Source organism: Agromyces fucosus (assembly GCF_004134865.1).
Lineage (GTDB): Bacteria > Actinomycetota > Actinomycetes > Actinomycetales > Microbacteriaceae > Agromyces > Agromyces fucosus.
Window position 1 is genome coordinate 436,007 of the sequence record NZ_SDPO01000001.1, and the last position, 22,073, is coordinate 458,079.

General features: G+C 68.1%; 22 protein-coding genes and 1 tRNA gene. 4 read left to right on the forward strand and 19 right to left on the reverse strand.

Features of this window, described 5'->3' with window-relative positions:
* Nucleotides 1–178: 178 nt before the first annotated feature.
* Entirely contained in the window at nucleotides 179–568 is a 390-nt protein-coding gene (locus tag ESP57_RS02080) for a phosphoheptose isomerase family protein (RefSeq protein WP_129230410.1), read from the reverse strand.
* Nucleotides 569–1,026: 458 nt separating this feature from the next.
* On the opposite strand from ESP57_RS02080, the gene ESP57_RS02085 reads away from it, so the two are divergent.
* Together ESP57_RS02085 and ESP57_RS18670 are read left to right on the forward strand one after the other, a co-directional pair.
* On the forward strand, nucleotides 1,027–3,270 hold the full coding sequence (locus ESP57_RS02085) for a hypothetical protein (protein WP_129230411.1): 2,244 nt from the start codon (nucleotides 1,027–1,029) through the stop codon (nucleotides 3,268–3,270).
* Nucleotides 3,271–3,621: 351 nt separating this feature from the next.
* Complete coding sequence (locus tag ESP57_RS18670) at nucleotides 3,622–3,975, forward strand: hypothetical protein (RefSeq protein ID WP_082571308.1); 354 nt, start codon at nucleotides 3,622–3,624, stop codon at nucleotides 3,973–3,975.
* Here the strand turns inward: ESP57_RS18670 and ESP57_RS18895 are convergent.
* The 12 genes from ESP57_RS18895 to rplU all read right to left on the reverse strand — a co-directional run bounded on the left by ESP57_RS18895 (nucleotide 3,947) and on the right by rplU (nucleotide 11,559).
* Entirely contained in the window at nucleotides 3,947–4,081 is a 135-nt protein-coding gene (locus ESP57_RS18895; RefSeq protein WP_424219088.1) for a hypothetical protein, read from the reverse strand. The genes ESP57_RS18670 and ESP57_RS18895 overlap by 29 nt on opposite strands.
* A 23-nt stretch (nucleotides 4,082–4,104) precedes the next feature.
* A complete protein-coding gene (locus ESP57_RS02095) occupies nucleotides 4,105–4,479 on the reverse strand; it encodes a helix-turn-helix domain-containing protein (protein WP_129230412.1) in 375 nt (124 codons plus the stop codon).
* Between the two features lie 165 nt (nucleotides 4,480–4,644).
* Nucleotides 4,645–4,720: transfer RNA gene (locus ESP57_RS02100), tRNA-Ala, on the reverse strand.
* A gap of 93 nt (nucleotides 4,721–4,813) precedes the next feature.
* Nucleotides 4,814–5,188: a ribosome silencing factor gene (gene rsfS / locus ESP57_RS02105; protein ID WP_056009113.1), complete on the reverse strand. Its 375-nt coding sequence runs from the start codon at nucleotides 5,186–5,188 to the stop codon at nucleotides 4,814–4,816.
* 34 nt (nucleotides 5,189–5,222) lie between these two features.
* Nucleotides 5,223–6,344, reverse strand: a complete 1,122-nt coding sequence (locus ESP57_RS02110; protein WP_129230413.1) for a hypothetical protein — start codon at nucleotides 6,342–6,344, stop codon at nucleotides 5,223–5,225.
* Complete coding sequence (gene nadD, locus ESP57_RS02115; RefSeq protein ID WP_056009119.1) at nucleotides 6,341–6,940, reverse strand: nicotinate-nucleotide adenylyltransferase; 600 nt, start codon at nucleotides 6,938–6,940, stop codon at nucleotides 6,341–6,343. The genes ESP57_RS02110 and nadD overlap by 4 nt, the downstream gene beginning before the upstream one ends.
* A gap of 16 nt (nucleotides 6,941–6,956) precedes the next feature.
* Nucleotides 6,957–7,178, reverse strand: a complete 222-nt coding sequence (locus ESP57_RS02120; protein WP_056009123.1) for a hypothetical protein — start codon at nucleotides 7,176–7,178, stop codon at nucleotides 6,957–6,959.
* Nucleotides 7,179–7,229: 51 nt separating this feature from the next.
* A complete protein-coding gene (locus ESP57_RS02125; protein WP_115957847.1) occupies nucleotides 7,230–8,498 on the reverse strand; it encodes a glutamate-5-semialdehyde dehydrogenase in 1,269 nt (422 codons plus the stop codon).
* Between the two features lie 10 nt (nucleotides 8,499–8,508).
* Nucleotides 8,509–9,327 (reverse strand): glutamate 5-kinase, encoded by an 819-nt coding sequence (proB, locus tag ESP57_RS02130; protein WP_129230414.1) that lies wholly within the window; start codon nucleotides 9,325–9,327, stop codon nucleotides 8,509–8,511.
* Nucleotides 9,324–10,901 (reverse strand): GTPase ObgE, encoded by a 1,578-nt coding sequence (gene obgE / locus ESP57_RS02135; RefSeq protein WP_129230415.1) that lies wholly within the window; start codon nucleotides 10,899–10,901, stop codon nucleotides 9,324–9,326. The genes proB and obgE overlap by 4 nt, the downstream gene beginning before the upstream one ends.
* A gap of 72 nt (nucleotides 10,902–10,973) precedes the next feature.
* Nucleotides 10,974–11,231 (reverse strand): 50S ribosomal protein L27, encoded by a 258-nt coding sequence (gene rpmA, locus ESP57_RS02140; RefSeq protein ID WP_056009138.1) that lies wholly within the window; start codon nucleotides 11,229–11,231, stop codon nucleotides 10,974–10,976.
* A 19-nt stretch (nucleotides 11,232–11,250) separates the two neighbouring features.
* Nucleotides 11,251–11,559: a 50S ribosomal protein L21 gene (rplU, locus tag ESP57_RS02145; RefSeq protein WP_074258992.1), complete on the reverse strand. Its 309-nt coding sequence runs from the start codon at nucleotides 11,557–11,559 to the stop codon at nucleotides 11,251–11,253.
* Nucleotides 11,560–11,826: 267 nt separating this feature from the next.
* On the opposite strand from rplU, the gene ESP57_RS02150 reads away from it, so the two are divergent.
* The gene (locus ESP57_RS02150; protein WP_056009144.1) at nucleotides 11,827–12,120 is read left to right on the forward strand and encodes a DUF4031 domain-containing protein; all 294 of its coding nucleotides are present in this window, start codon (nucleotides 11,827–11,829) and stop codon (nucleotides 12,118–12,120) included.
* On the opposite strand, the gene ESP57_RS02155 is transcribed toward ESP57_RS02150, so the two are convergent.
* Nucleotides 12,109–14,856 carry an Rne/Rng family ribonuclease gene (locus ESP57_RS02155; RefSeq protein WP_129230416.1) on the reverse strand — a complete coding sequence of 916 codons (2,748 nt, stop codon included), beginning with the start codon at nucleotides 14,854–14,856 and terminating at the stop codon, nucleotides 12,109–12,111. The genes ESP57_RS02150 and ESP57_RS02155 overlap by 12 nt on opposite strands.
* Before the next feature lie 274 nt (nucleotides 14,857–15,130).
* Here ESP57_RS02155 and ESP57_RS02160 point away from each other — a divergent pair, with 274 nt between their 5' ends.
* The gene (locus ESP57_RS02160; RefSeq protein ID WP_129230417.1) at nucleotides 15,131–15,757 is read left to right on the forward strand and encodes a vitamin K epoxide reductase family protein; all 627 of its coding nucleotides are present in this window, start codon (nucleotides 15,131–15,133) and stop codon (nucleotides 15,755–15,757) included.
* 86 nt (nucleotides 15,758–15,843) lie between these two features.
* Here the strand turns inward: ESP57_RS02160 and ndk are convergent, their stop codons facing one another.
* The 5 genes from ndk to ESP57_RS02185 all read right to left on the reverse strand — a co-directional run bounded on the left by ndk (nucleotide 15,844) and on the right by ESP57_RS02185 (nucleotide 22,051).
* The gene (gene ndk, locus ESP57_RS02165) at nucleotides 15,844–16,263 is read right to left on the reverse strand and encodes a nucleoside-diphosphate kinase (RefSeq protein ID WP_056009153.1); all 420 of its coding nucleotides are present in this window, start codon (nucleotides 16,261–16,263) and stop codon (nucleotides 15,844–15,846) included.
* Nucleotides 16,260–16,697 carry a DUF4233 domain-containing protein gene (locus ESP57_RS02170; RefSeq protein ID WP_235507683.1) on the reverse strand — a complete coding sequence of 146 codons (438 nt, stop codon included), beginning with the start codon at nucleotides 16,695–16,697 and terminating at the stop codon, nucleotides 16,260–16,262. Before ESP57_RS02170 ends, ndk begins: the two co-directional genes overlap by 4 nt.
* The gene (locus ESP57_RS02175; RefSeq protein WP_129230418.1) at nucleotides 16,694–18,064 is read right to left on the reverse strand and encodes a bifunctional folylpolyglutamate synthase/dihydrofolate synthase; all 1,371 of its coding nucleotides are present in this window, start codon (nucleotides 18,062–18,064) and stop codon (nucleotides 16,694–16,696) included. The genes ESP57_RS02170 and ESP57_RS02175 overlap by 4 nt, the downstream gene beginning before the upstream one ends.
* Entirely contained in the window at nucleotides 18,061–21,378 is a 3,318-nt protein-coding gene (gene ileS, locus ESP57_RS02180; protein ID WP_129230419.1) for an isoleucine--tRNA ligase, read from the reverse strand. Before ileS ends, ESP57_RS02175 begins: the two co-directional genes overlap by 4 nt.
* A 277-nt stretch (nucleotides 21,379–21,655) precedes the next feature.
* The gene (locus ESP57_RS02185) at nucleotides 21,656–22,051 is read right to left on the reverse strand and encodes a GntR family transcriptional regulator (protein WP_056009166.1); all 396 of its coding nucleotides are present in this window, start codon (nucleotides 22,049–22,051) and stop codon (nucleotides 21,656–21,658) included.
* Nucleotides 22,052–22,073 lie beyond the last annotated feature (22 nt).

Consider the following 22,073-nt stretch of genomic DNA (forward strand, 5'->3'; position numbering starts at 1 on the left):
CACGCCCGACCAGACAGTTCGTACCCGAGACATGGCAGACGCATCCCGGTGACGATGTCGATACCGTCGATCTGCAGCCCACGGATTCCGGCCCCGACCTGTGTGATCGTCGCGCTCAGCTCATGATTAGGCGTGCTGAATGAGAGCTCGTATTGTTCACCGGTGGGTAGACGCATACTCAGGTAGTCTTCGTTACTTTGGCTAGTCCGGCGGGGCGATCCGGGTCGAGTCCACGGCGCAAGGCAAGCTCGAGAGCCAGCCGTTGCAGCGGGAAAATATCGACGAGCGGCGAGAGTTCAGATGCGACCATTGCCGTCGGCACCTGCACCTGCGCGACATCGATGACGCAGCCACCGACTTCGGCAATCACGCCGCCCAGTCGGCGCGCTGCATCGGCGAACGAGATGACCGAATCGCGACCTGCTTCGCCGCTGGTCAACGCAACCACACCTGTCCCTCGCACGACTTGCCCGAGCGGTCCATGCGTCGCATCGGCCGCGCTCCAGCCAGAGGCGGCGATCGCATTCGTCTCCATGAGTTTGAGGGCGCCTTCCTTTGCGGTAGCCATCGAGATGCGCCGCCACCGATCGGCGCCGACATATCAGCAGATCCGTGGAGGATAAGGGTCGGGGTAGTGAGTTCGTTGGCATGCGTGATCCAATCGAAGCGGCGCAGCCCAACTGGCGCAGCGAGACCTGTGATGCGTGATATCTGCCGGTTGTCGAGCCACGGCACGGCGAGCGCGCCGGTCCATGGGGGCAATCCCGATCTAGCGCAATTCGCCTTGATTGTCGGCGAGTTGCAGCGGCTAGAATCCTTGCGGGTCAAGTCATGATACGCGTACCATGCGGCTACGGGCATTCCATTGGATATTTGCCCTCGTCGACGGTGACGGGTCTGCGGTCGACTTTCCATTCGAATGAAGGGCGCAGTTCAATGACGTCTCTGTCACTTCAGAGGGACCGGGCGCGCAGGCGCTTGGCCCCGACCGTTGCGGTCGCGGTCACGGCCGCACTCGCTGTCGCGATGATCACTGGCTCGCCGGGTGCGGCGTATGCCAGCGATGGCGAACCTGATGCTCATGGTTCGCTAAGTAGTACTGCGGCGTCTCCAGCGATGCTGATGGCCGGTGCTGCGGCTCGCACCGACGGGGCAGTCGAGGTCCATCAAGCCGACGCCCACTACTGGGTTGAGGGCTTCAACGACTCGGGCGCCACGCTGACGTGGACGGTCACCTCGGATGCGGCTGTCTCGTACAACATCGTCGCTCTGTTGTCGTCTTCCTCATCCGTAGCCCTTCGGCTGACCAGCACCAAGAGCGGGCAGCCGACGAGGACTCTCGACGTTGCGACGCACTCCTTCGGATGGGATCGGCTCAGTATGGGATCGATCACGATCCCCGAGGGAACCAGCACCCTGGAGTTGAAGCGGACCTCCGTGGGCAGCTCGGCCATGGACATCAAGTCTCTCGAGTTCTTGGCGACCTCGCAGCAGTCGACTTTCGATGCTGCCGTTGCCGATTCCAAGCGCCCTGCCAATCAGTGGTTCAGCGACGCCGGGTATGGCTTGTTCTTCCAGTACGGAGCGTGGGGGTATCCGCAGTCCGGCGCAAAGAAGTCAATGCTCGACCAAGCTTGCGACTTCGATGTGCCAGCGTTCGTGAACAACGTGAAGTCCACGGGGGCGGCCTACGTCGTCTGGTCGTACACCTGGTGGACCTATCAAATCAGTGGAGGGAACTCTGCAATCGACACGATTCTCGGGGGGGCGCCGAACAGCAACACCCTCACGGGTCAGACGTGTTCGGACGGAAGCTCAGCCGATCTGAACCGCAAGATCGGGGCCGCACTCACTGCGCAGGGGATCCGGTTCATGCTCTATTACCACAACGGTCATGATCAGGACGCGAACTGGTGGGACCGCCAGGACTTCCCCTCGTCGTTCCGGCTCACGGGTGTTGGTGATCGCGCGACGTTTTTCACCAACTGGAAGAACGTGATCACGGCGATCGGAAATCAATTTGGAACCGATCTTGACGGCTGGTTCTTTGACGACGCCTCGTACTACTACCCGGCGAAGTTCGAGGAGCTGCAGGAGACGGCCCGGGTAGGAAACCCGGATCGGCTGGTTTCCTGGAACAATTGGGAGGCTGCGGCATACACCCCGTTCTCGGACTGGCTGAACGTCGACAGCTGCGGACCACTCGGTCCCCGCGCCGGCTCGCCGGTGGGTTCGACAGGGGTTTACACGAGTGGACCCTTTGCAACGCTGCGCGCGCACTGCAACTATCTTCTCAATGGCGGCTGGGGGGTCTACCAGCCAAACACACCCATTTCGCTGAGCAGCGGGCTCACCACCGACAGGGTACTGAACGACCTGCAGACCGCGCGATCGGATCACAAGACAATCAGTTTCGTGCCGATGATGTGGGAGGGGGGCGTCTGGGATCCGGAAACCCTCGCGCTGCTCCGTGAGGTTGGCCAGAGGTATCGAGCCGCGACATGTGGAACGCGCTGCTTCGAGCTCAACAACACCGCGTCGTCGATCACCTACACGGGCTCGTGGGCCCACTCCGCGAACCGCAACGCGGGCGACTATCAGAACGATGTGCAGTACACGACCACGAATGGCGACGCGGCGACGGTGACGTTCACTGGAACGGGAGCGCGCGTCTTCATGCCGACCCACAGTTCCTACGGAGCATTCACAGTCACAGTCGACGGGGTCGCCAAACCGGGCACATTCACCGCATACGCCGCGAGCGGATACAACCCGAAGCAGAAGACGGTCGACATCGACGGGTTGGCATACGGCCCGCACACGCTCACGATCACCAAGACCGGAGGCAGCTACTTCCAAGTCGACTCAATCCAGTACGACGATTGCGGCACGTCGGCGTGCACCCGTATGAACAACGACAACGCCTCCATCGCGTACAGCGGATCGTGGACCACGGCAAGCAACCGAAACGCTGGCGACTGGAACGACGATGTCCGGTACACGATGACCAACAACGACACCGCAACCATCACGTTCTCGGGCGCGGCGGCATACGTGTACATGCCGACCAACCCGTCGTATGGAACCTTCACGGTGAAGGTCGACGGCGTGAGCCAACCAGGCACCTTCACTGCCAGCAACTCAGGCGGGTACAGGGCGCGGGTGCTGACTTACTCGGCAACTGGATTGTCGGCCGGCCCCCACACACTGGAACTGAAAAAGACAGGAGGCAGCTACTTCCAGATCGATCACGTCGACATCCGCCAATAGCTAGCCCCTCCCCAGGGCCCGGCTGCGACATCGGTGTCGCGCCCTCGGCTCGTGTTCGATCGCGTTCGTTGAATGAGTCTCGGTCCTGCGATCGCGAAGCGAGTCCGAACCCGCGCGCGCGTGGTTGACGCACTACTCGAACTCGCCGGCATCGACTAGGGCGCACCTATCCGCGCGCGCCTCGATTGCGCCGCTCACCACGAGTGTCGTTGATGCTTGACGGCGCTCAGTGAATTCCTCAGTTTCGCTCATCGAAATTCCCAACTCCGGGTCGCTTCCGCTCATGAGGGCGGGCCCTTCTCGATGCTGATGGTCTTCGACCACACACCAGCACGAGAAGGGCCCGCTCTCATGCTCTCGGAAGAGGCCGACGTGGACATCCACGCGCTCAAACGACAGGCGATGACGATCAGCGAAATCGCCCGTCGCACCATCCATGACCGTAGAACGATCCGGGCCTACTTGTCCGGCCAACGCACGCCGGGCGTACGGGCGAAGTCGGTGCACATCGCCAAGAAGATCCGACGGCCGCGGCCCCATCCGGTCCTCGCGATTCTGGTAGTCGCGAATGATCGCCCGAAAGTGCTCCAAATCAATCGCATCGGGCGCGTGATCGGCTTCGGCCGTTTCTTGACGCTCCTCACCTCTCGAGCTGGATTGGCGATCATGAGATCGTTCATGACGCATACGAACGGATCTGACTGATCAGCGCCTTGTATGTATCCGCCTGTCTGTGCATCTCCCTGTGGATGGACTTGTAGACCCGCAGGATCGCGCTCGCCTTGATGTCCCGAAGTGAAAGGGCTCCCATCAGCGGCGCGATCTTCTTCTGGATCAGTCGCCGGTTCTCGTGCCGCGTTGTACGCGTTGATCGCCGGTGAACGCCGTTTGTTCCATGTACTCATGGGCGAGCTCGACGAAGAACGAGTCCGGCGTCAGACCGTCACCCGTCGCGTGGGCGGCTTCGTACTCCTCACCAACAGCTTCGATGAGCGTCCGCCGTGCGCGCGCCTTGGAGGTCGCGCGGATGCGGAGCGTGCCGTAGCTCCCGTCGATGCGACGAAAGATGCTGGTTCCTTCGAGACGCCAGTGGTAGATCGTCTCTTTGGACAGCTGCAGGTACTGCGCCAGTTCGTCGACGCTCAGATAGTCCCCGAGCTTGTCGACGAAGCGGGATGCCGGAACGGTGGGTTGGGTTGATGTGCTCATACTCCTCAGGAGTGCGCATCACGCCGAAATACTTGCCGTCTCAGGACTTCGCATGTGGATGCCTGTGGCGACCCGTCATCGCTTCGAAAAAGGCCCCAACGGCCCATTTTCCGCAATTTTCAACGAAAGAACCCCCGACGAATCTTGCGATTCATCAGGGGTTTTTGGTGGATCTGAGGGGACTCGAACCCCTGACCCCCTGCATGCCATGCAGGTGCGCTACCAGCTGCGCCACAGACCCGTTCTGCCTCGTTCGAGGCAACGAATTGAGCTTACACCAGCCTCCGCCCGCAGACGAAATCGAGGGACCCTCGACCGGTGAAGCTCGATCCGATCAGCTGCTCGCGGCGAGCAACGGCGCCACGGGAAGCGCCGGGCAGTCCGCCCAGAGCCGCTCGAGGCCGTAGTACAACCGTTCCTCCTGGTGGAAGACGTGCACGACGAGGTCGCCGAAGTCGAGCAGGATCCAGCGCCCGACCTGGTGCCCTTCACGGCGCTTCGTCGGCGTGCCGGCGCGGCCCAGCACGTCTTCGATCTCATCGGCGATCGCGATGACGTTGCGCTCGGAGTTGCCGGTGACGATGAGGAACACGTCGGCGAACGGGATCTGGCGCGACACGTCGAGGGCGACGAGGTCGTCGCCGCCCTTCGAATCAGCCGCACGCGCTGCCAGCGCGAGCGTCTCGAGGGCCTGGTCGGATGCAGTCATGCGCTCACTTCCGGTGCGTTGTGGTTGTCTCGGATCAGAACAGCCCTGCGACGGCACCGATGACGAGGGTGGCGACGACACCGAGTGCGAGCACTCCGGCGGTCACGGCGAGCACGAGCGGAACGTTCATGCCCTCCTTCTTCGGCGGGGCGATCATGGCGCGGGCTGCGCCCTGGGTGCTGATGGCGCGCGTCGCCGCGACGGGCGCCGCACCGGTGCCGACCTCTTCGATCTGATCGAAGAGGCGGTCGACGTCTGAGGAATCGATGCGGTTGGGATGGACGCCCGTCGCGCCGTACGAGCGCGGCAGGTCGATCGAACCCGTGGCGATGATCTCGCCGCTCGATGCGAGCGGAGCGCCGCTGAGCGAACCGTGGTCGGGCAGCGTCGGCAGGATCAGGGCGTTGGTCGTCGTCGGCACTCCATGGCTGACACCACCGCGAGACAGCATCTGGTCGAACGGCTCGGCCGTCTCGATCGGGGCGTTCAGCTGCGAGGTCCAGTGGCCGACAGCCGGCGACGGCGACGAGATCTCCTCGTCAGGGCGAACCGGATGCACCGGGCTCGCGGCCGCCGGGAAGGGGGCGACTCCCCCGGGCAGCTGCTGATGCGGCGCCGGGTCGTCGATCTCGTCGTCTTCGAGATCGAACTCGTCGAGCTGGTTCGCGTCGAGCATCGCTCGGAGTTCACGACGGGTGAGCGTTCGCTCGGGCGTCGTCGACTCGCCGAGGCCGAACTGCGGCGGTTGCGGCTGCTCGACGGCCGGCCGCGCGTATGCCGCGGCGGCCGCGGGCGGCTGGATCGGTACCGCAGGAGCGGGAGCAGGAGCTACCGGACGCGGCGCGAACGGACTCTGCTGAGGCACCGCTGCGGGCGGAGCCGATGGGAACGACACCGCGGACTCGCCGAAGGTGCCGGCCGGGCGGGGTGCCGCGTACGCGGGACTCGTCGCGGCAACGGGCAACGAGGGCGCGGGCACGGACTGCGCCGGCGCGGGCGGGAGGGGTTGCTGCGGCGGGGCCGGAGGAAGGGCGTCGGCAACGGGTCGCGTCTGGCCGGCGGCATCCGGGGTCGCCGAAGGCTCCTGCTGCTCCAGCAGTCGCTCGCGTTCGCGCATTTCGCGGCGCGTCAGCGGCGGATCCTGCGACGACGTCATTCGACACTCCGGTAGAGATGGTGCTTGGAGATGTACTGGACGACCCCATCGGGCACCAAGTACCACACCGGGAAACCCCGGCGCACCCTGCTCCGGCAATCGGTCGACGAAATCGCCAGAGCCGGAACTTCCAGCAAGCTTACGTCTTGCTCCGGCAATCCAGAAACAGAAAGCACATGTCCCGGACGACTCACAGCAACGAAGTGCGCGAGATCCCAGAGCTCCTGCACGTCTTTCCAGGAGAGGATCTGCGCGATCGCGTCGGCGCCGGTGATGAAGTAGAGATCGGCATCGGGGCGTTCGCGGCGGATGTCGCGGAGGGTGTCGATCGTGAACGTCGGCTTCTCGCGATCGATGTCGACGCGGCTCACCGTGAACCTCGGGTTCGACGCCGTGGCGATGACGGTCATCAGATACCGATGCTCCGCCTGCGTGACGTTCGACTTGTAGCCCGGCTGGCCGGTCGGCACGAAGACGACCTCGTCGAGGTCGAGCGACTGCGCGACCTCACTCGCCGCGACCAGGTGACCGTGGTGGATGGGATCGAACGTTCCGCCCATGACTCCGATGCGAGGCCGGCGCTCCGCGACCGTCATCGCGCGCTCGCCAGCCTCAGTGGCCGCCGTGCTCGTCTCCGGCGTGGCGCGCGGCGTACGCCGCGGCCTTGGCGGCGTGGCGGTTGGCCACGTCGCGGTACGAGGCGACGACGAACCCGAGGGCGGCGAAGATGGCGAGGGCGATGAGACCGTAGACCCAGGACTCCATCGGCAGCTCCCTCGCGTGCACCGTCTCGGTCAACACCGTCGCGGTCTGCACTGCGGTGACAAGGCTCATTCGCCGTTCCTTTCGAATCCTGCGGGTCGTGCTCCAGACAGTCTAGCGAGGTCAGCCGCGCACATGTCCGGCACCGCGCACGATCCACTTGGTGCTGGTCAGTTCGGGCAGTCCCATCGGGCCGCGCGCGTGCAACTTCTGCGTGGAGATGCCGACCTCGGCACCGAATCCGAACTCGGCGCCGTCGGTGAACCTCGTCGACGCGTTCACCATGACGGCGGCGGCATCGACCTCGTTGAGGAATCGCTCGGCGTTGCCGAGGTCGTTCGTCACGATCGACTCGGTGTGCTTCGTCGAATACCGGCGGATGTGCGCCATCGCATCGTCGATCGAGTCCACGACGCCCACGGAGATGTCGAGCGACATGTGCTCTGTCGCCCAGTCCTCGTCGGTCACCGGCGCAACCTCCGGCCGGATCGCCCGAACGCGCTCGTCGCCGTGCACGGTGACGCCGGATGCCTCGAGGCGCTCGATCACCGGCGGCAGCAGCCGTTCGGCCGAGCCGACGTGCACGAGCAGCGTCTCGAGCGCATTGCACACGCTCGGCCGCTGGGTCTTGGCGTTGTGCACGAGGTCGACCGCCCAGTCTTCACGAGCGCTCTCGTCGAGGAACATGTGCACCACGCCGGCGCCCGTCTCGATGACGGGCACCTTCGCCTCGTCGACGACGGCGCGGATGAGTCCGGCACTGCCGCGAGGGATCAGCACGTCGACGTAGTCGCGGGCCTGCATGAGGTGCCTGGCACCGGCTCGGCCGAAGTCGTCGACGGTCTGCACCGCGTCTGACGGCAGTCGGGCCGCATCGAGTGCGTCGCGGAGCACGCCGAGCAGCACCCGGTTTGTCTGCTCGGCGGCCGTGCCGCCGCGGAGGACCACGGCGTTGCCGCTCTTCAGTGCGAGCACGGCGATGTCGATCGTGACGTTGGGTCGTGCCTCGTAGATGGCGCCGATGACGCCGAGGGGCACCCGGATCTGGTCGATGCGCACGCCGTTGGGCAGGGAGCGACCGCTCACCGTGTCGCCCACCGGGTCGGTGAGTCCGATGACCTCGCGCACCGCGTCGGAGAGTGCGGCCACGCGCCGTTCGTCGAGTGCGAGTCGATCGAGCAGCCCGGAGCCGAGACCGCCCAAGCGACCGGCTTCGAGGTCGAGTGCGTTCGCCGCGATGATCTCGGCCGAGCGCGCGGCGAGGAGCACCGCCACCTGCTCGAGCGCGGCGTCCTTCTCGGCGGTCGAGGCGCGGGCGAGGCGCCGTGAGGCGTCCTTCGCCGCGGCGAGACGGGCGTCGATCACCGAGACGTCGAGGTCGGGCTGCTCCATGCCCCCAAGCCTAGGCGAGCGGCGTGTCGCGCTCCGCCGTGTGACGCGGCGGCACGGGATCGAACCAGGTGCCGATGTCGTGCCCCGCGAGTGCCTCCGCCACGAGCGGCGTCGCCGTGATCAGCACGGCGGTGCCCGCTTCGGCCGCGATGCGAGCCGCCGAGACCTTCGTCTCCGCTCCCCCGGTGCCGACGCCGGCGCGACCCGCGGAACCGATTTCGACGCCGGCCAGTTCGTCGCCGTACGGCACGTGTTCGATACGACGCGCGCCCTCGAGGTGCGGCGGCTTCGTGTAGAGCGCGTCGACGTCGGAGAGGAGCACGAGGAGGTCGGCGCCGATGAGCTCGGCGACGAGGGCTGCGAGGCGGTCGTTGTCGCCGAAGCGGATCTCGTGCGTTGCGACGGTGTCGTTCTCGTTGACGATCGGGAGGATGCGGAGGGCGAGCAGCCGGTCCATCGCACGCTGGGCATTCGATCGGGGGGTGGAGTTCTCGAGGTCGCCCGCCGTGAGCAGCACCTGGCCGGCGAGCACGCCGTAGCGGTCGAGGCTCGTCTGGTAGCGCCACATGAGCACGTTCTGACCGACCGCCGCCGCGGCCTGCTGGGTCGCGAGGTCGGTCGGTCGCCCGTCGAGGCTCAGGAACGGGATGGCCGTCGCGATCGCTCCGGATGAGACGAGCACGATCTCTGCGCCCCTCGCGTGCGCAGCCGCGAGCGCATCGACGAGTGGCCCGATCTGATCGGAGTTCTCACCGCTGATCGACGAGGAGCCGACCTTGACGACGATGCGCGACGATGCGGGGACCTCTGCTCGGCTGGCGGGGGTCATTCCCGATCCTCGCCGTTCGAGTCCTTCCCGGCCTCGGCACCTGCAGCGGCCTCGGCGTCGGTCTGCTCGTCGAGCTCGGTCCACATGCCCGCGGTGCGCTCGCGCTCGAGTTCGGCCCGGGCCTCCGCCTTGGCGTCCATGCGCTCGTAGTACTCGCTGCGTCGCTGGGCACGCGTGGCGCGACGGTTCTCGTCGAGGCGGACGTCGGTGCCGCGCGGTGCCGTGATGAGCTCGGCCGTCGAGGTGAGCGTGGGCTCCCAGTCGAAGACGACACCCGAGCCCTTGCCGATCACGACGGTCGAACCGGCGTCAGCGCCGGCGCGAACGAGGGCATCTTCGACACCGAGCTTCGCCAGGCGGTCGGCGAGGAACCCGACGGCCTCGTCGTTCGTGAAGTCGGTCTGCTGGACCCAGCGTTCGGGCTTGTGGCCGAGCACGCGGTACATGGTGCCGTAGCTGCCGCCCTCTGCGCGCACGGTGAAGCCGGGGTCGTTGGAGGCCTTCGGCCGCATGACGATGCGCTCGGGTGCCGGCGGTGTCGCGGCTTCGGCCTCTGCACGGGCGGTGCCGACGAGCTCGCCCAGGGCGAACCCGAGCTGGCGCAGGCCCTCGTGGCTGACGGTCGAGATCTCGAACACGCGGTAGCCGCGCGACTCGAGGTCGGGGCGCACGAACTCGGCCAGCTCCCGTGCCTCGGGTACGTCGATCTTGTTGAGCGCGATGATCTGCGGGCGCTCGAGGAGCGGCAGCTGCCCGTCGGGCACCGGGTAGGCGGCGAGCTCCGCGAGGATGACCTCGAGGTCGGAAATCGGGTCGCGGCCCGGTTCGAGCGTGGCGCAGTCCAGCACGTGCAGCAGGGCGGAGCATCGCTCCACGTGCCGGAGGAACTCGAGGCCGAGGCCCTTGCCCTCGCTGGCGCCCTCGATGAGCCCGGGAACGTCGGCGACCGTGAACCGGTGGTCGCCGGCCTGGACGACGCCGAGGTTCGGGTGCAGCGTCGTGAAGGGGTAGTCGGCGATCTTCGGCCGCGCGGCGGACATGGCGGCGATCAGGCTCGACTTGCCGGCCGACGGGTAGCCGACGAGCGCGACGTCGGCGATGGACTTGAGCTCGAGCGTGATGTCGACCTCGTCGCCGAGGGTGCCGAGCAGCGCGAAGCCCGGGGCCTTGCGCTTCGTGGTCGCGAGGGCGGCGTTGCCGAGGCCTCCGAGGCCTCCGGCCGCCGCGACGAAGCGGGCGCCGGGCTCGGTGAGGTCGGCGAGTTCGACGCCGTCGGTGCTCTTGACGACGGTGCCCACGGGCACGGGCAGTTCGAGGGTCTCGCCGACGGCGCCGGCGCGGTGGTCGCCCATGCCGGGCTGGCCGTTCGCGGAGGAGCGGTGCGGTCGCCCGTGGTAGCCGAGCAGCGTCGTCACCTGGGGGTCGGCGATGAGCACGATGTCGCCGCCGTTGCCGCCGTTGCCGCCGTCGGGACCGGCGAGCGGCTTGAACTTCTCACGGCGGACGGAGACGCATCCGTTCCCGCCGTGACCTGCACGCAGGAACAGCGTCACCTCGTCGACGAAGCTGACCATGCTGCACTCTCCAAACCCAGTAAAACACGTGAGGGCGGGCCGAAGCCCGCCCTCACGATGAAGGTCGATCGACTATTCGCCGACCGCCACGATGTTGACGACCTTGCGGCCGCCCTTGTTGCCGAACTGCACTGCACCGGCCTCGAGCGCGAACAGGGTGTCGTCGCCACCGCGACCGACGCCTGCGCCCGGGTGGAAGTGCGTGCCGCGCTGGCGGACGATGATCTCGCCTGCGCCGACGACCTGGCCACCGAAGCGCTTCACGCCGAGGCGCTGCGCGTTGGAGTCACGACCGTTGCGAGTGGAGCTAGCTCCCTTTTTGTGTGCCATTAGCTGCTCTCCTCAGGCTCTACTTGATTCCGGTGACCTTGACGCGCGTGAGGTCCTGACGGTGCCCCTGGCGCTTCTTGTATCCGGTCTTGTTCTTGAACTTCTGGATCACGATCTTCGGACCGCGGAGGTCGTTGAGGACCTCGGCCGTGACCGTGACCTTCTCGAGCGCCTTGGCGTCGGAGGTGATCTTGTCGCCGTCGACGAGGAGCACCGCGGCGAGCTTGACGTTTCCGTCCTTGTCTGCCTTGATGCGGTCCATCGTCACGATGGTGCCGACTTCGACCTTCTCCTGCCGACCGCCGGCGCGCACTACTGCGTAAACCACTACTCGTACCTATCTCTGGGGAACCCGAGGGGCTCCGACTGTCTGATGGGGTGTCACTGCGCGGTCGCCCCAGCGGGAAGAAGGGTGGTGACTGGCAGAAAACTGATGTGCAGGCGATTCTGGAGCTCGGAGAACCGAACACCGGAGACCTACGGGTGGGCGCACCGTGATAAGCGGCGGCACCAACGGTCGAGTTTACCGGATCTCGGGGGGCCGGTCAAACGCACTCCACCGGCGAGTCGCACTCGTCACGCGTAGGATCGGCGCATGACCGTGCTCATCGACACGCCGCTCTGGCCGAAGCACGGCACCGTCTGGGCGCACCTCGTCAGCGACGAGTCGATCAGCGAACTCCGGGAGTTCGCTGAGAGGACGGGACTGCCGCCGAGATCGTTCGACCTCGACCACTACGACGTCCCAATCGAACGCTACGACGACCTCGTCGCCGCAGGCGCCGAGCCGGTCTCGCCGAGGGAGCTCGTCGAGCGCCTTCGGCGAAGCGGACTGCGCGTCACGCCGCGTGAACGGCGTGAGCGCGCAGCCCGGACATCACTCGGCTGAGTCGGATGCCGCGGAGTCGCCGGAGCCGTCGGCCCTGGTGATCACGGGCTGGCCGCCGGCCGTCGTGCTGAGCGCAGCGGTGGAGACGCGACGACTGCGCGTGCGCCCCTCTCCCGCCTTCTTCGGAGCGGGCAGCGCGTCGAGCACCGAGTCGAGGAGCACCTCGGTCTCGGCGACCCGTACCGGGCGCTTGCGCGAGACCGGGGGAACCGGCAGGTCGAGGATCGGCGGGATCTCTGCCGACGGCGGTGCCGCCGGCGCCTCGACCGGCGGAGCAACGTCAGCCGATGCGGCGGCGGCCGGCTCGGCGTCGGACTCGGGAGCTGCAGTCGCTGCCGCCTGATCCTGCGACACCCTGCGGTGACGACCGCGACGGCGGCCACCTCCCGAGGTCTCGGCCGGCTTCTCGTCGGCGTCGGCCTTCGGTGCGCGACCGGCGTCGGCCGTGGCAGCGGGCTGCTCGCCCGCGACATCCGCTGCAGGCTCTTCGGCCTTGTGCTCGGTGTGCGGAATCGTCGACGCGGCGATCTGCGCGAGCGCGTTCTTCACGTCGTCGGTGATCGCATGGGTTCCGGTGTGGGCCTTCGGCTCGGCGGGAGCCTGCGCGGGCTGCTGCTGGTTGCCGCCACGACCGCGACCGCGGCGCTCGGGCTGCTGCGACTGCTGGGCGCTGCGGTGCTTCACGACGGGCTCGTGGTGCACGATGATGCCGCGACCGGCGCAGATGTCGCACGGCTCGCTGAACGACTCGAGGAGGCCGAGCCCCAGCTTCTTGCGGGTCATCTGCACGAGGCCGAGCGAGGTGACCTCGGCGACCTGGTGCTTCGTGCGGTCGCGAGAGAGGCACTCGACCAGACGACGCAGCACGAGGTCGCGGTTGGACTCGAGCACCATGTCGATGAAGTCGACGACGATGATGCCGCCGATGTCGCGCAGGCGGAGCTGGCGCACGATCTCTTCAGCCGCTTCGAGGTTGTTCTTCGTGACGGTCTCTTCGAGGTTGCCGCCGGAGCCGACGAACTTGCCCGTGTTGACGTCGACGACCGTCATCGCCTCGGTGCGGTCGATGACGAGCGAACCGCCGGAGGGCAGCCAGACCTTGCGGTCGAGCGCCTTCTCGATCTGCTCGCTGATGCGGAACTCGTCGAAGGAGTCGCGCTCACCGGCATACGCCTCGACGCGCTCGAGCAGGTCGGGGGCGACCGCGCGAAGGTACCGCTCGATCGTCTGGCGAGCCTCGTCGCCCTCGATGACCATCTTCTGGAAGTCCTCGTTGAAGACGTCGCGGACGATCTTGATGAGCAGGTCGGGCTCGGAGTGCAGGAGCGCCGGCGCCTGGACCTTCTCGAGCTGGGTCGAGATGTCGGCCCACTGCGCGATGAGGCGGTTCACGTCGAGGGTGAGCTGCTCTTCGGTCGCGCCCTCGGCCGCGGTGCGCACGATGACGCCCTGGTTGTCGGGCAGCACCTCTTTGAGGATCTTCTTGAGGCGCGCGCGCTCGGTGTCGGGCAGCTTGCGGCTGATGCCGTTCATCGAGCCGTTGGGCACGTACACGAGGTAGCGGCCGGGCAGCGAGACCTGGCTCGTCAGTCGGGCGCCCTTGTGGCCGACCGGGTCCTTCGTGACCTGCACGAGCACGCGGTCGCCGGGCTTGAGCGCGAGCTCGATGCGGCGGGGCTGGTTCTTCTCGCCGTTCTCGGCGGCGGCATCCCAGTCGACCTCGCCCGAGTACAGCACGGCGTTGCGGCCGCGGCCGATGTCGACGAATGCGGCCTCCATGCTCGGCAGCACGTTCTGCACGCGGCCGAGGTAGACGTTGCCGATGAGCGATGCTTCCTGGTTGCGCGCGACGTAGTGCTCGACGAGCACGCCGTCTTCGAGCACGCCGATTTGGATCCGGCCGCCCTTCTCGCGTACGACCATCGACCGGTCGACGGACTCGCGACGTGCCAGGAACTCGGCCTCGGTGATCACCGCGCGGCGACGGCCGGCATCGCGACCGTCGCGACGACGCTGCTTCTTCGCCTCGAGTCGCGTCGAGCCCTTGACCTTCTGGGGCTCGGTGATGAGCTCGACCTCGCGCGGCCGGCGCACCTTGACGACGGTGTTGGCGGGCTCGTCGGTGTTGGCGCGGCCCTCTTCGCCGCTGCGACGGCGCGTACGCCGACGAACGGTCGACGATTCGTCGTCGTCTCGCTCGCGGCTGCCCGCTCGCTCGTCACGGGCCGACTCGCGAGCGCCCCGGTCGCCGCCCCGCTCGTCACGGCCGCCGCGGTCGTCACGACCGGTGCGCTCGTCGCGGTCGTCGCGATCGAAGCCCACGAGCACCGGCGGTGCGTGGAAGATCAGCGACGTCGTCGTGAGCGTCGCGGGGATCGGCGAGACCTCGACGGCCTCGACCACGGCTTCGACGTCGACCTCGACGGTCGCAGCCGATGCGTCGGGACCCTCCGCGGCGGCCGGCACGACGTCGGACGTCGCGGTCGGGTTCGTCGCGGGCGGGGTCGCCGCAGCCGCGTCGACGCTCGTGGCGTCGGCCGGCTCGGGAGCGACCGGCGCCGCGGCATCCGCAGTCTGGGCCACCGGCACCGCCGGCACCTCGACCTCGGGCGTCACGCGGGGTTCGACCGTCTTCGCGCGACTCGCGCGCCGCGCGCCGAAGAGGCCTCCGCGTCGCCGTGCCCCGCCGCTGCCGGCCTCGGGTTCGTTCGTGTTCTTCTCGTTGCCTTCCACCATCTCTGGTGCACTCCTACGCCGGTTCCGACAGCCGCGCCGTCGTCCCGTACTCGTCTGGAGCAGCTCCGCGCGTGCGCCGAGCCGCCGAATCCTTCATTACTGCGACCGGCAGGTTGCCTGTGTCGCCACGTCTTGCGGTGCCTTCACCGCCTACTCGGATGCGCTGCATCCTCAAAGCCCTCATTGGCGTCGTGCCGGGCGCGGCCCGGACGACTCCTTCGATTATCGCATGCTCTCGCAGCTGAGGGCGGAATCGGCATGCCATAATCCGAGCATGCCGGACTCCCCCAGTCGCTCCAGACCCGTCGGCCTCGCCGTCTTCCTGCTGATCGCCGGGGGCCTCGGCCTCCTCGCCGCGTTCGAGCTCTCGATCGAGAAGGTGCTCTCGCTCAGCGATCCGTCGCACATCCCCTCGTGCAATGTCGGAGTGCTCGTCGGCTGCAGCACCAACCTGGCGTCATGGCAGGGAGGGGTCTTCGGCTTCCCGAACCCGTTCCTCGGCCTGATGGCCTGGCCCGTGGTCATCACGATCGCCGTGGCGATCCTCGCAGGAGCGACGTTCGCGCGCTGGTTCTGGGCCGCGTTCGACGTCGGCGTCGCCGGCGCGCTCGTCTTCGTGGGCTGGCTCATCTACCAGAGCATCTACGTGCTCGACGTGCTGTGCCCCTGGTGCATGCTCACGTGGGCCGTCACGATCCCGACGTTCTGGGCGCTGACGCTCTACAACCTCCGCGAGGGGCATATTCCGGCATCGGCACGCATCCGCCGCCTCGCGGGCAGCTGGCTCTCATGGGTGCCGCTCATCACGGTGATCTGCTTCGCCGTGGTCGTGCTGCTCGCGCAGGCGCAGATGGACGCGATCCCGCGGGTGATCCTCGACCTGCAGAACGCGTTCAGCTGATTCCGGATGTCGCGGCGCCCGGTGACCCGGGCGCCGCGACGTCGTTCAGCAGTACGAGGCGGGAAGCCGCCTCGAGGCGCGGAGCCTCAGAACCAGAGGGCGAGCTCTCGCTCGGCCGACTCGACCGAGTCGGAGCCGTGCACGAGGTTCTGCTGCACCTTGAGGCCCCAGTCGCGGCCGAAGTCGCCGCGGATCGTGCCGGGTGCCGCCGTCGTGGGGTCGGTGGTGCCCGCGAGCACGCGGAAGCCCTCGATCACGCGGTTGCCGGCGACCCGCATGGCGACGATCGCGCCCGACTCCATGAACTCGATGAGCGGCTCGTAGAAGGGCTTGCCCTCGTGCTCGGCGTAGTGGCGGGCGAGCAGTTCGCGGTCGGGCTGCACGAGGCGGATGTCGACGAGCGAGTACCCCTTCGCCTCGATGCGGCGGAGGATCTCGCCGGTGAGGTTGCGTGCGACGCCGTCGGGCTTGACGAGCACGAGGGTCTCTTCGATGGGGCTGGTCATTGCTGTTCCTTCCATTGCGCGGCCGCGGCCGCTCGGTCTCGGTCGATACGTGCGCCGGTCACCATGCAGTACCACCACATGCCGCCGAAGAGCGCGCCCACGACGAACATCGCGGGGTTGAGGAAGCCCGACGCGAGGATGAGCACCTGGATGACCCAGCCGAGCGGGTACGCCCAGCTGAACCGCAGGAGCCCGATCGTCACGATCAGGGCGAGGATGATGACGCCGCCGGCTGCGAGCGCGACCCATGACGGCAGCGAGCCCTCGACGCCGCCCTGGGAGAGGCCCCAGATGACGAGCGCTGCGAGGAACACCACGATGACCTCGAAGCCGAGCACGATGGCGGCGAGGCTCTGACGGATGGAGCGAAGCGGTCGGACGGGCGCGTCGGCTGCCGTCTCGTCGGGTTCGGGTACGGACGTCGAGTCGCTCACGAGCGCCCCCATTCGCGGTCGGCGGCCACGGCGATGGCCTCGCCGACGAGCACGATGGACCCGGCGACCACGACCGCTCGCTTCGGAGCGGCCTCGGCCCAGGCGCGAGCCTCGTCGAGCGCGTCGTCGAGTCGCTCGACGGCCTCGACGTTCGCTGCAAGCTCCGGCCCGACGGCTCGGGCGACGGATGCCGCGAGCTCCTCGGCCCCGATCGCGCGGTCGGAGTCGGGCGCGGTGACGATGAACCGGGTCGCGTGCGGTGCGAGCGCAGCCGTGATGCCGGCGACGTCCTTGCCGGCGAGCACGCCGAGCACGAACGCCACCTCGTCGAAGTCGAAGTACTCCTCGAGCGCGGCCGCGAGCGATGCGGCCCCATGCGGGTTGTGGGCCGCGTCGACGAGCACGGGCGGCTCGGTGCCGACCATCTGCAGCCGGCCGGGCGACGTCACGGCGCCGAGCCCCTGCTGCAGCACCTCGTCGGCCATGCGCATCGTGCCGGCGCCGAGGAACGACTCGACCGCGGCGATCGCGACGGCGGCGTTCTCGGCCTGGTGGCGGCCGAAGAGCGGCAGCGCGAGGTCGCGGTACTCCCCCGCGAGACCCTTGACCGAGATGAGCTGACCGCCGACGGCGACCCGGGAGTCGAGCACCGCGAAGGCTCCACCCTCGACGGCGAACGTGCCGCCCTGAGCGGCGGTCGCGTCGCGCAGCACGGTCAGCGCCTCGGGCGCCTGGAAGGCAGTGACGACCGCCGACTCGGGCTTGATGATGCCCGCCTTCGTGCGTGCGATCTGCGCGATCGTGGTGCCGAGCGCGGACTCGTGATCGAGCGCGATCGGCGTGAACACCGCGACCTGGCCGTCGGCCACGTTCGTCGAGTCCCACTCGCCGCCCATGCCGACCTCGAGCACGACGACATCGACGGGCGCGTCCGCGAAGCACGCGAACGCGAGCACCGTGAGCGCTTCGAAGAAGGTCACCCGGGGCGTGCCTGCGGCCTCGAGTTCGGCGTCGACGATGGCGACGAACGGCTCGATCTCCTCCCAGTTGCGGGCGACCGCCTCATCGGCGACCGGCGCGCCGTCGATCAGGATGCGCTCGGTGAACCGCTCGAGGTGCGGGCTCGTCATGAGGCCCGTGCGCAGGCCGCCGGCACGCAGGATCGACTCGATCATGCGGCTGGTGGAGGTCTTGCCGTTCGTGCCGGTGATGTGGATCACGGGTGCTGCGCGATGCGGGTCGCCGAGGATCTCCACCGCGCGTCGCGTGGCGTCGAGCCGTCGTTCGGGAGCGGCTTCGCCGACCCGTTCGAGGAGGCTGCGGTACACCGCGTCGGCGGCGTCGGTGAAGTCGAGTTCGTCGGTCATGCCTTCGCCACCTCCACGGTCAGCCGGGAGGACTCGCCGACGGACTTCGCGTCGTCGCCGGGGTCTCCGGCGATCACGGACAGTTCGGTCGCGAGCGTCTCGCCCGCGATGAGCTCGCGGTGACGCTCGGCCGCCGCGGCTCCGGTCTCGTCGAGCCGGAGCGTCAGGTTGATGCGGTCGCCCACTTCGAGGCCCGCCGCCTTGCGCGACTCCTGCACGGCGCGCACGACGTCACGAGCGAGACCCTCTGCCTCGAGTTCGGCTGTCGTCGCCGTGTCGAGGATCACGAATCCCCCGTCGGCGAGCAGCGCGAGGGCACTCGATCCGTCGCCCGAGCCGCCGGCTTCGAGCACGAGGTCGTACTCCCCCGTCTCGAGCGCGATGCCGCCGGCGACGACCGCGTCGCCGTCGACGGTCCAGTCGCCCGAACGGGCTGCTTGGATCGCCTGCTGCACGGTCTTGCCGAGACGCGGGCCCGCGGCGCGGGCGTTGACGGTGAGCCGCTTCGTGACCCCGAAGCGCTCAGCGCTCGAGGCGTCGAGCGTGACGAGGTCGACGGCCTTGACGTTCAGTTCGTCGCGCAGGATCGCCTCGAAGGGCGCGAGCGCCGCGGCATCCGTCGCGACGACCGTGAGGCGCGCGAGCGGGAGCCGGACCCGACGACCCGACTGCTTGCGCAGCGAGAGGGCGGCCGAACTGATCTCGCGCACGGAGTCCATCGCGGCGACGAGGTCGTGGTCGACCGGGAAGGCCGCCGCGTCGGGCCAGTCGGCCAGGTGCACGCTGCGCCCGCCGGTGAGACCGCGCCAGACCTGCTCGGAGACGAGCGGCAGCAGCGGCGCCGAGAGCCGTGTGAGCGTCTCGAGCACCGTGTAGAGCGTGTCGAACGCCTCGCTGCCGGAGCCGTCTTCGCCGACGCCCGCCCAGAAGCGGTCGCGCGAGCGGCGCACGTACCAGTTCGTCAGCACGTCGCCGAAGTCGCGCAGCTTCGCCGCCGCCAGCGGCGAGTCGAACGCCTCGAAGTCGGCGGTCACCTCGGTGACGAGCGCACCGAGCTTCGCGAGCAGGTAGCGGTCGAGCACGTCGGTCGAATCAGTGCGAGCGGATGCCTCGTAGCCGCCCTCGCGCGCCGAGTTGGCGTAGAGCGAGAAGAAGTACCACGTGCTCCAGAGGGGCAGCATGAACTGGCGCACGCCCTCGCGGATGCCCTCTTCTGTGACGATGAGGTTGCCGCCGCGGAGCACCGAGCTCGACATGAGGAACCAGCGCATCGCGTCGGAGCCGTCGCGCTCGAAGACCTCCGAGACGTCGGGGTAGTTGCGCAGCGACTTCGACATCTTCTGCCCGTCGCTGCCGAGCACGATGCCGTGGCTCACGACGTTCGAGAAGGCGCGCCGGTCGAACAGCGCGGTCGAGAGCACGTGCATGACGTAGAACCAGCCGCGCGTCTGCCCGATGTACTCGACGATGAAGTCGGCGGGGTTGTGGCTGTCGAACCACTCCTGGTTCTCGAACGGGTAGTGCACCTGCGCGAACGGCATCGAACCCGAGTCGAACCACACGTCGAAGATGTCGGGGATGCGCCGCATCATCGAGCGACCGGTGGGGTCGTCGGGGTTCGGGCGCACGAGATCGTCGATGTAGGGGCGGTGCAGGTCGGGCTCGCCGTCGGGGTTCACCGGCAGGCGGCCGAAGTCGCGCTGGAGCTCCTCGAGCGAGCCGTAGACGTCGATGCGCGGGTACTCGGGGTCGTCGCTCTTCCACACCGGGATCGGCGAGCCCCAGTAGCGGTTGCGGCTGATCGACCAGTCGCGGGCGCCCGCGACCCACTTGCCGAACTGGCCGTCCTTGACGTTGTCGGGCACCCAGTTGATGTCCTGGTTGAGCTCGCCCATGCGGCCCTTGAACTCGGGCACGCGGATGAACCAGCTCGAGACGGCCTTGTAGATGAGGGGGTTCCGGCAGCGCCAGCAGTGCGGATACGAGTGCTCGTAGCTCGCCTGGCGGAGCAGGCGCCCCTCGGCCTTCAGGAGCTGGGTGAGCGGCTTGTTCGCGTCGCTCCACAGAAGCCCCGCGACATCCGTCACCGCCGGCAGGAAGCGGCCGCCCTCGTCGAGCGAGATGATGACCGGGATGCCGGCGGCCTCGGAGATCTTCTGGTCCTCTTCACCGTAGGCCGGAGCCTGGTGCACGATGCCGGTGCCGTCCTCCGTCGTGACGTAGTCGGCGACGAGGATGCGCCAGGCGTTCTGCAGGCCGTGCTCCTCGACGTCGGCGTAGTAGTCGAAGAGCCGGTCGTAGGCCACGCCCTCGAGCTCGCGACCGCGCACGGTGCGCGACACCGCGGCGCGCGCGTCGTCGGCGGAGTCGTAGCCGAGCTCCTTCGCGTAGTTGCCGACGAGGTCGATCGCGAGCAGGTACTCGCCGCCGAGCACCTCGGTGTCGGATGCCGCGGCGCCCGTCTCGGCCGTGCCGGCCTCTTCACGCAGCACGGTCGCGTCGGGCGTGCCGTTCGGCCCGGCGGGCACGACCGCGTACTCGATGTCGGGACCGACCGCGAGGGCGAAGTTGGTCGGCAGGGTCCAAGGGGTCGTCGTCCACGCGAGCGCGCGCACCGCCGTGAGCCCGAGGGTCTCGGCCTTCGCGCCGACGAGCGGGAACGTGACCGTCACCGTCTGGTCCTGGCGCATCTTGTACACGTCGTCGTCCATGCGCAGCTCGTGGTTCGAGAGCGGCGTCTGGTCGCGCCAGCAGTACGGCAGCACGCGGTAGCCCTCGTAGGCGAGGCCCTTCTCGTGCAGCGTCTTGAACGCCCAGATGACGCTCTCCATGAACGTCACGTCGAGCGTCTTGTAGTCGTGCTCGAAGTCGACCCAGCGCGCCTGGCGGGTGACGTACTCCTGCCACTCCTTGGTGTAGCGGAGCACGGCGTCGCGGGCGGCCTGGTTGAAGGCCGCGATGCCCATCTCCTCGATCTCGCTCTTGTCGGTGATGCCGAGCTGGCGCTCGGCCTCGAGCTCGGCGGGCAGGCCGTGGGTGTCCCAGCCGAAGCGGCGGTGCACCTGCTTGCCGCGCATGGTCTGGAACCGCGGGAACAGGTCCTTCGCGTAGCCGGTCAGCAGGTGCCCGTAGTGGGGCAGGCCGTTGGCGAACGGCGGGCCGTCGTAGAAGACCCACTCGGGAGCGCCCTCGCGCTGGTCGATCGAGGCCTGAAACGTGCCGTCGGCCTTCCAGAAGGCCAGCACGTCGCGCTCGACGGCGGGGAACTCGGGTGAGGCGGCGACACCGTGGTCGTCTGGGGTACGGGGGTACACGCTCGCTCCTTGCGGGGACGGATGCTCTCACGAGGACGCCGGTGCTCGATCGAGCGCCGCCGCGGTACCACCTCGCTTGCGAGTCGCGCCTTGCGACCGACTCGCCCCTCATTGCCGGCTGTGACGGGCCGCCCCGTTCGGTTCTACTGCCGAGCGGATGCCGCGTGGCGCCCGCCTGGGTTCTTCCGAAGGCTCCCCGGTGATGGCCGGATCGACGCCGAACTGCTGACGACGGCTTCTCCGGCCAGCAGCCGGATCGACATCGTCGCCCTCAAGACTACCGCGTCGGCAAGGGACGGAGCACGCCGGAGGCGCGCGGCGCCGAGCGATACGCCTCACTGACGAGGGCCAGGAGCGCGGCCTCGGGCAGCTCGTGGTTCTTCGCCTCGTCGACGAGGTCGTACACCGCGCCCGCGAGCGCGACGTGCCCGCCGACGCGGACGGCGACGACCGCACCCCTGCCGCGATGGAGCTCGATGAGGCGCTCGTCGCGCAGCCGGTGATAGGCGCGAAGCACGGTATGCACGTTGACGCCGAGCGAATCGGCGAGCTCGCGGGCTGCGGGCAGGCGCTCGCCGCCCGAGAGCCGACCGTCGATGATCGATGCGCGCACGCCCGAGGCGAGCTGCTCGAAGAGCGGCGCATCGAGGGTGGGGTCGAGACGGATCAGCATCCTCAAAGTCTATTGTTCTAGT

Bases quoted from the DNA above. Each gene is read 5' to 3' on its own strand.
- ESP57_RS02110 (WP_129230413.1), bottom strand. From the start codon at position 6,344: ATGACGTCGTCGCAGGATCCGCCGCTGACGCGCCGCGAAATGCGCGAA.
- rpmA (WP_056009138.1), bottom strand. From the start codon at position 11,231: ATGGCACACAAAAAGGGAGCTAGCTCCACTCGCAACGGTCGTGACTCC.
- ESP57_RS02175 (WP_129230418.1), bottom strand. From the start codon at position 18,064: ATGACCGACGAACTCGACTTCACCGACGCCGCCGACGCGGTGTACCGC.
- ESP57_RS18895 (WP_424219088.1), bottom strand. From the start codon at position 4,081: ATGGGAGCCCTTTCACTTCGGGACATCAAGGCGAGCGCGATCCTGCGG.
- ESP57_RS02085 (WP_129230411.1), top strand. From the start codon at position 1,027: ATGATCACTGGCTCGCCGGGTGCGGCGTATGCCAGCGATGGCGAACCT.
- ESP57_RS02080 (WP_129230410.1), bottom strand. From the start codon at position 568: ATGGCTACCGCAAAGGAAGGCGCCCTCAAACTCATGGAGACGAATGCG.
- ESP57_RS18670 (WP_082571308.1), top strand. From the start codon at position 3,622: ATGCTCTCGGAAGAGGCCGACGTGGACATCCACGCGCTCAAACGACAG.
- nadD (WP_056009119.1), bottom strand. From the start codon at position 6,940: ATGACGGTCGCGGAGCGCCGGCCTCGCATCGGAGTCATGGGCGGAACG.
- rsfS (WP_056009113.1), bottom strand. From the start codon at position 5,188: ATGACTGCATCCGACCAGGCCCTCGAGACGCTCGCGCTGGCAGCGCGT.
- ESP57_RS02095 (WP_129230412.1), bottom strand. From the start codon at position 4,479: ATGAGCACATCAACCCAACCCACCGTTCCGGCATCCCGCTTCGTCGAC.
- obgE (WP_129230415.1), bottom strand. From the start codon at position 10,901: ATGGTCAGCTTCGTCGACGAGGTGACGCTGTTCCTGCGTGCAGGTCAC.
- ndk (WP_056009153.1), bottom strand. From the start codon at position 16,263: ATGACCAGCCCCATCGAAGAGACCCTCGTGCTCGTCAAGCCCGACGGC.
- ESP57_RS02125 (WP_115957847.1), bottom strand. From the start codon at position 8,498: ATGGAGCAGCCCGACCTCGACGTCTCGGTGATCGACGCCCGTCTCGCC.
- ESP57_RS02150 (WP_056009144.1), top strand. From the start codon at position 11,827: ATGACCGTGCTCATCGACACGCCGCTCTGGCCGAAGCACGGCACCGTC.
- proB (WP_129230414.1), bottom strand. From the start codon at position 9,327: ATGACCCCCGCCAGCCGAGCAGAGGTCCCCGCATCGTCGCGCATCGTC.
- ESP57_RS02185 (WP_056009166.1), bottom strand. From the start codon at position 22,051: ATGCTGATCCGTCTCGACCCCACCCTCGATGCGCCGCTCTTCGAGCAG.
- ESP57_RS02160 (WP_129230417.1), top strand. From the start codon at position 15,131: ATGCCGGACTCCCCCAGTCGCTCCAGACCCGTCGGCCTCGCCGTCTTC.
- ESP57_RS02120 (WP_056009123.1), bottom strand. From the start codon at position 7,178: ATGAGCCTTGTCACCGCAGTGCAGACCGCGACGGTGTTGACCGAGACG.
- ESP57_RS02155 (WP_129230416.1), bottom strand. From the start codon at position 14,856: ATGGTGGAAGGCAACGAGAAGAACACGAACGAACCCGAGGCCGGCAGC.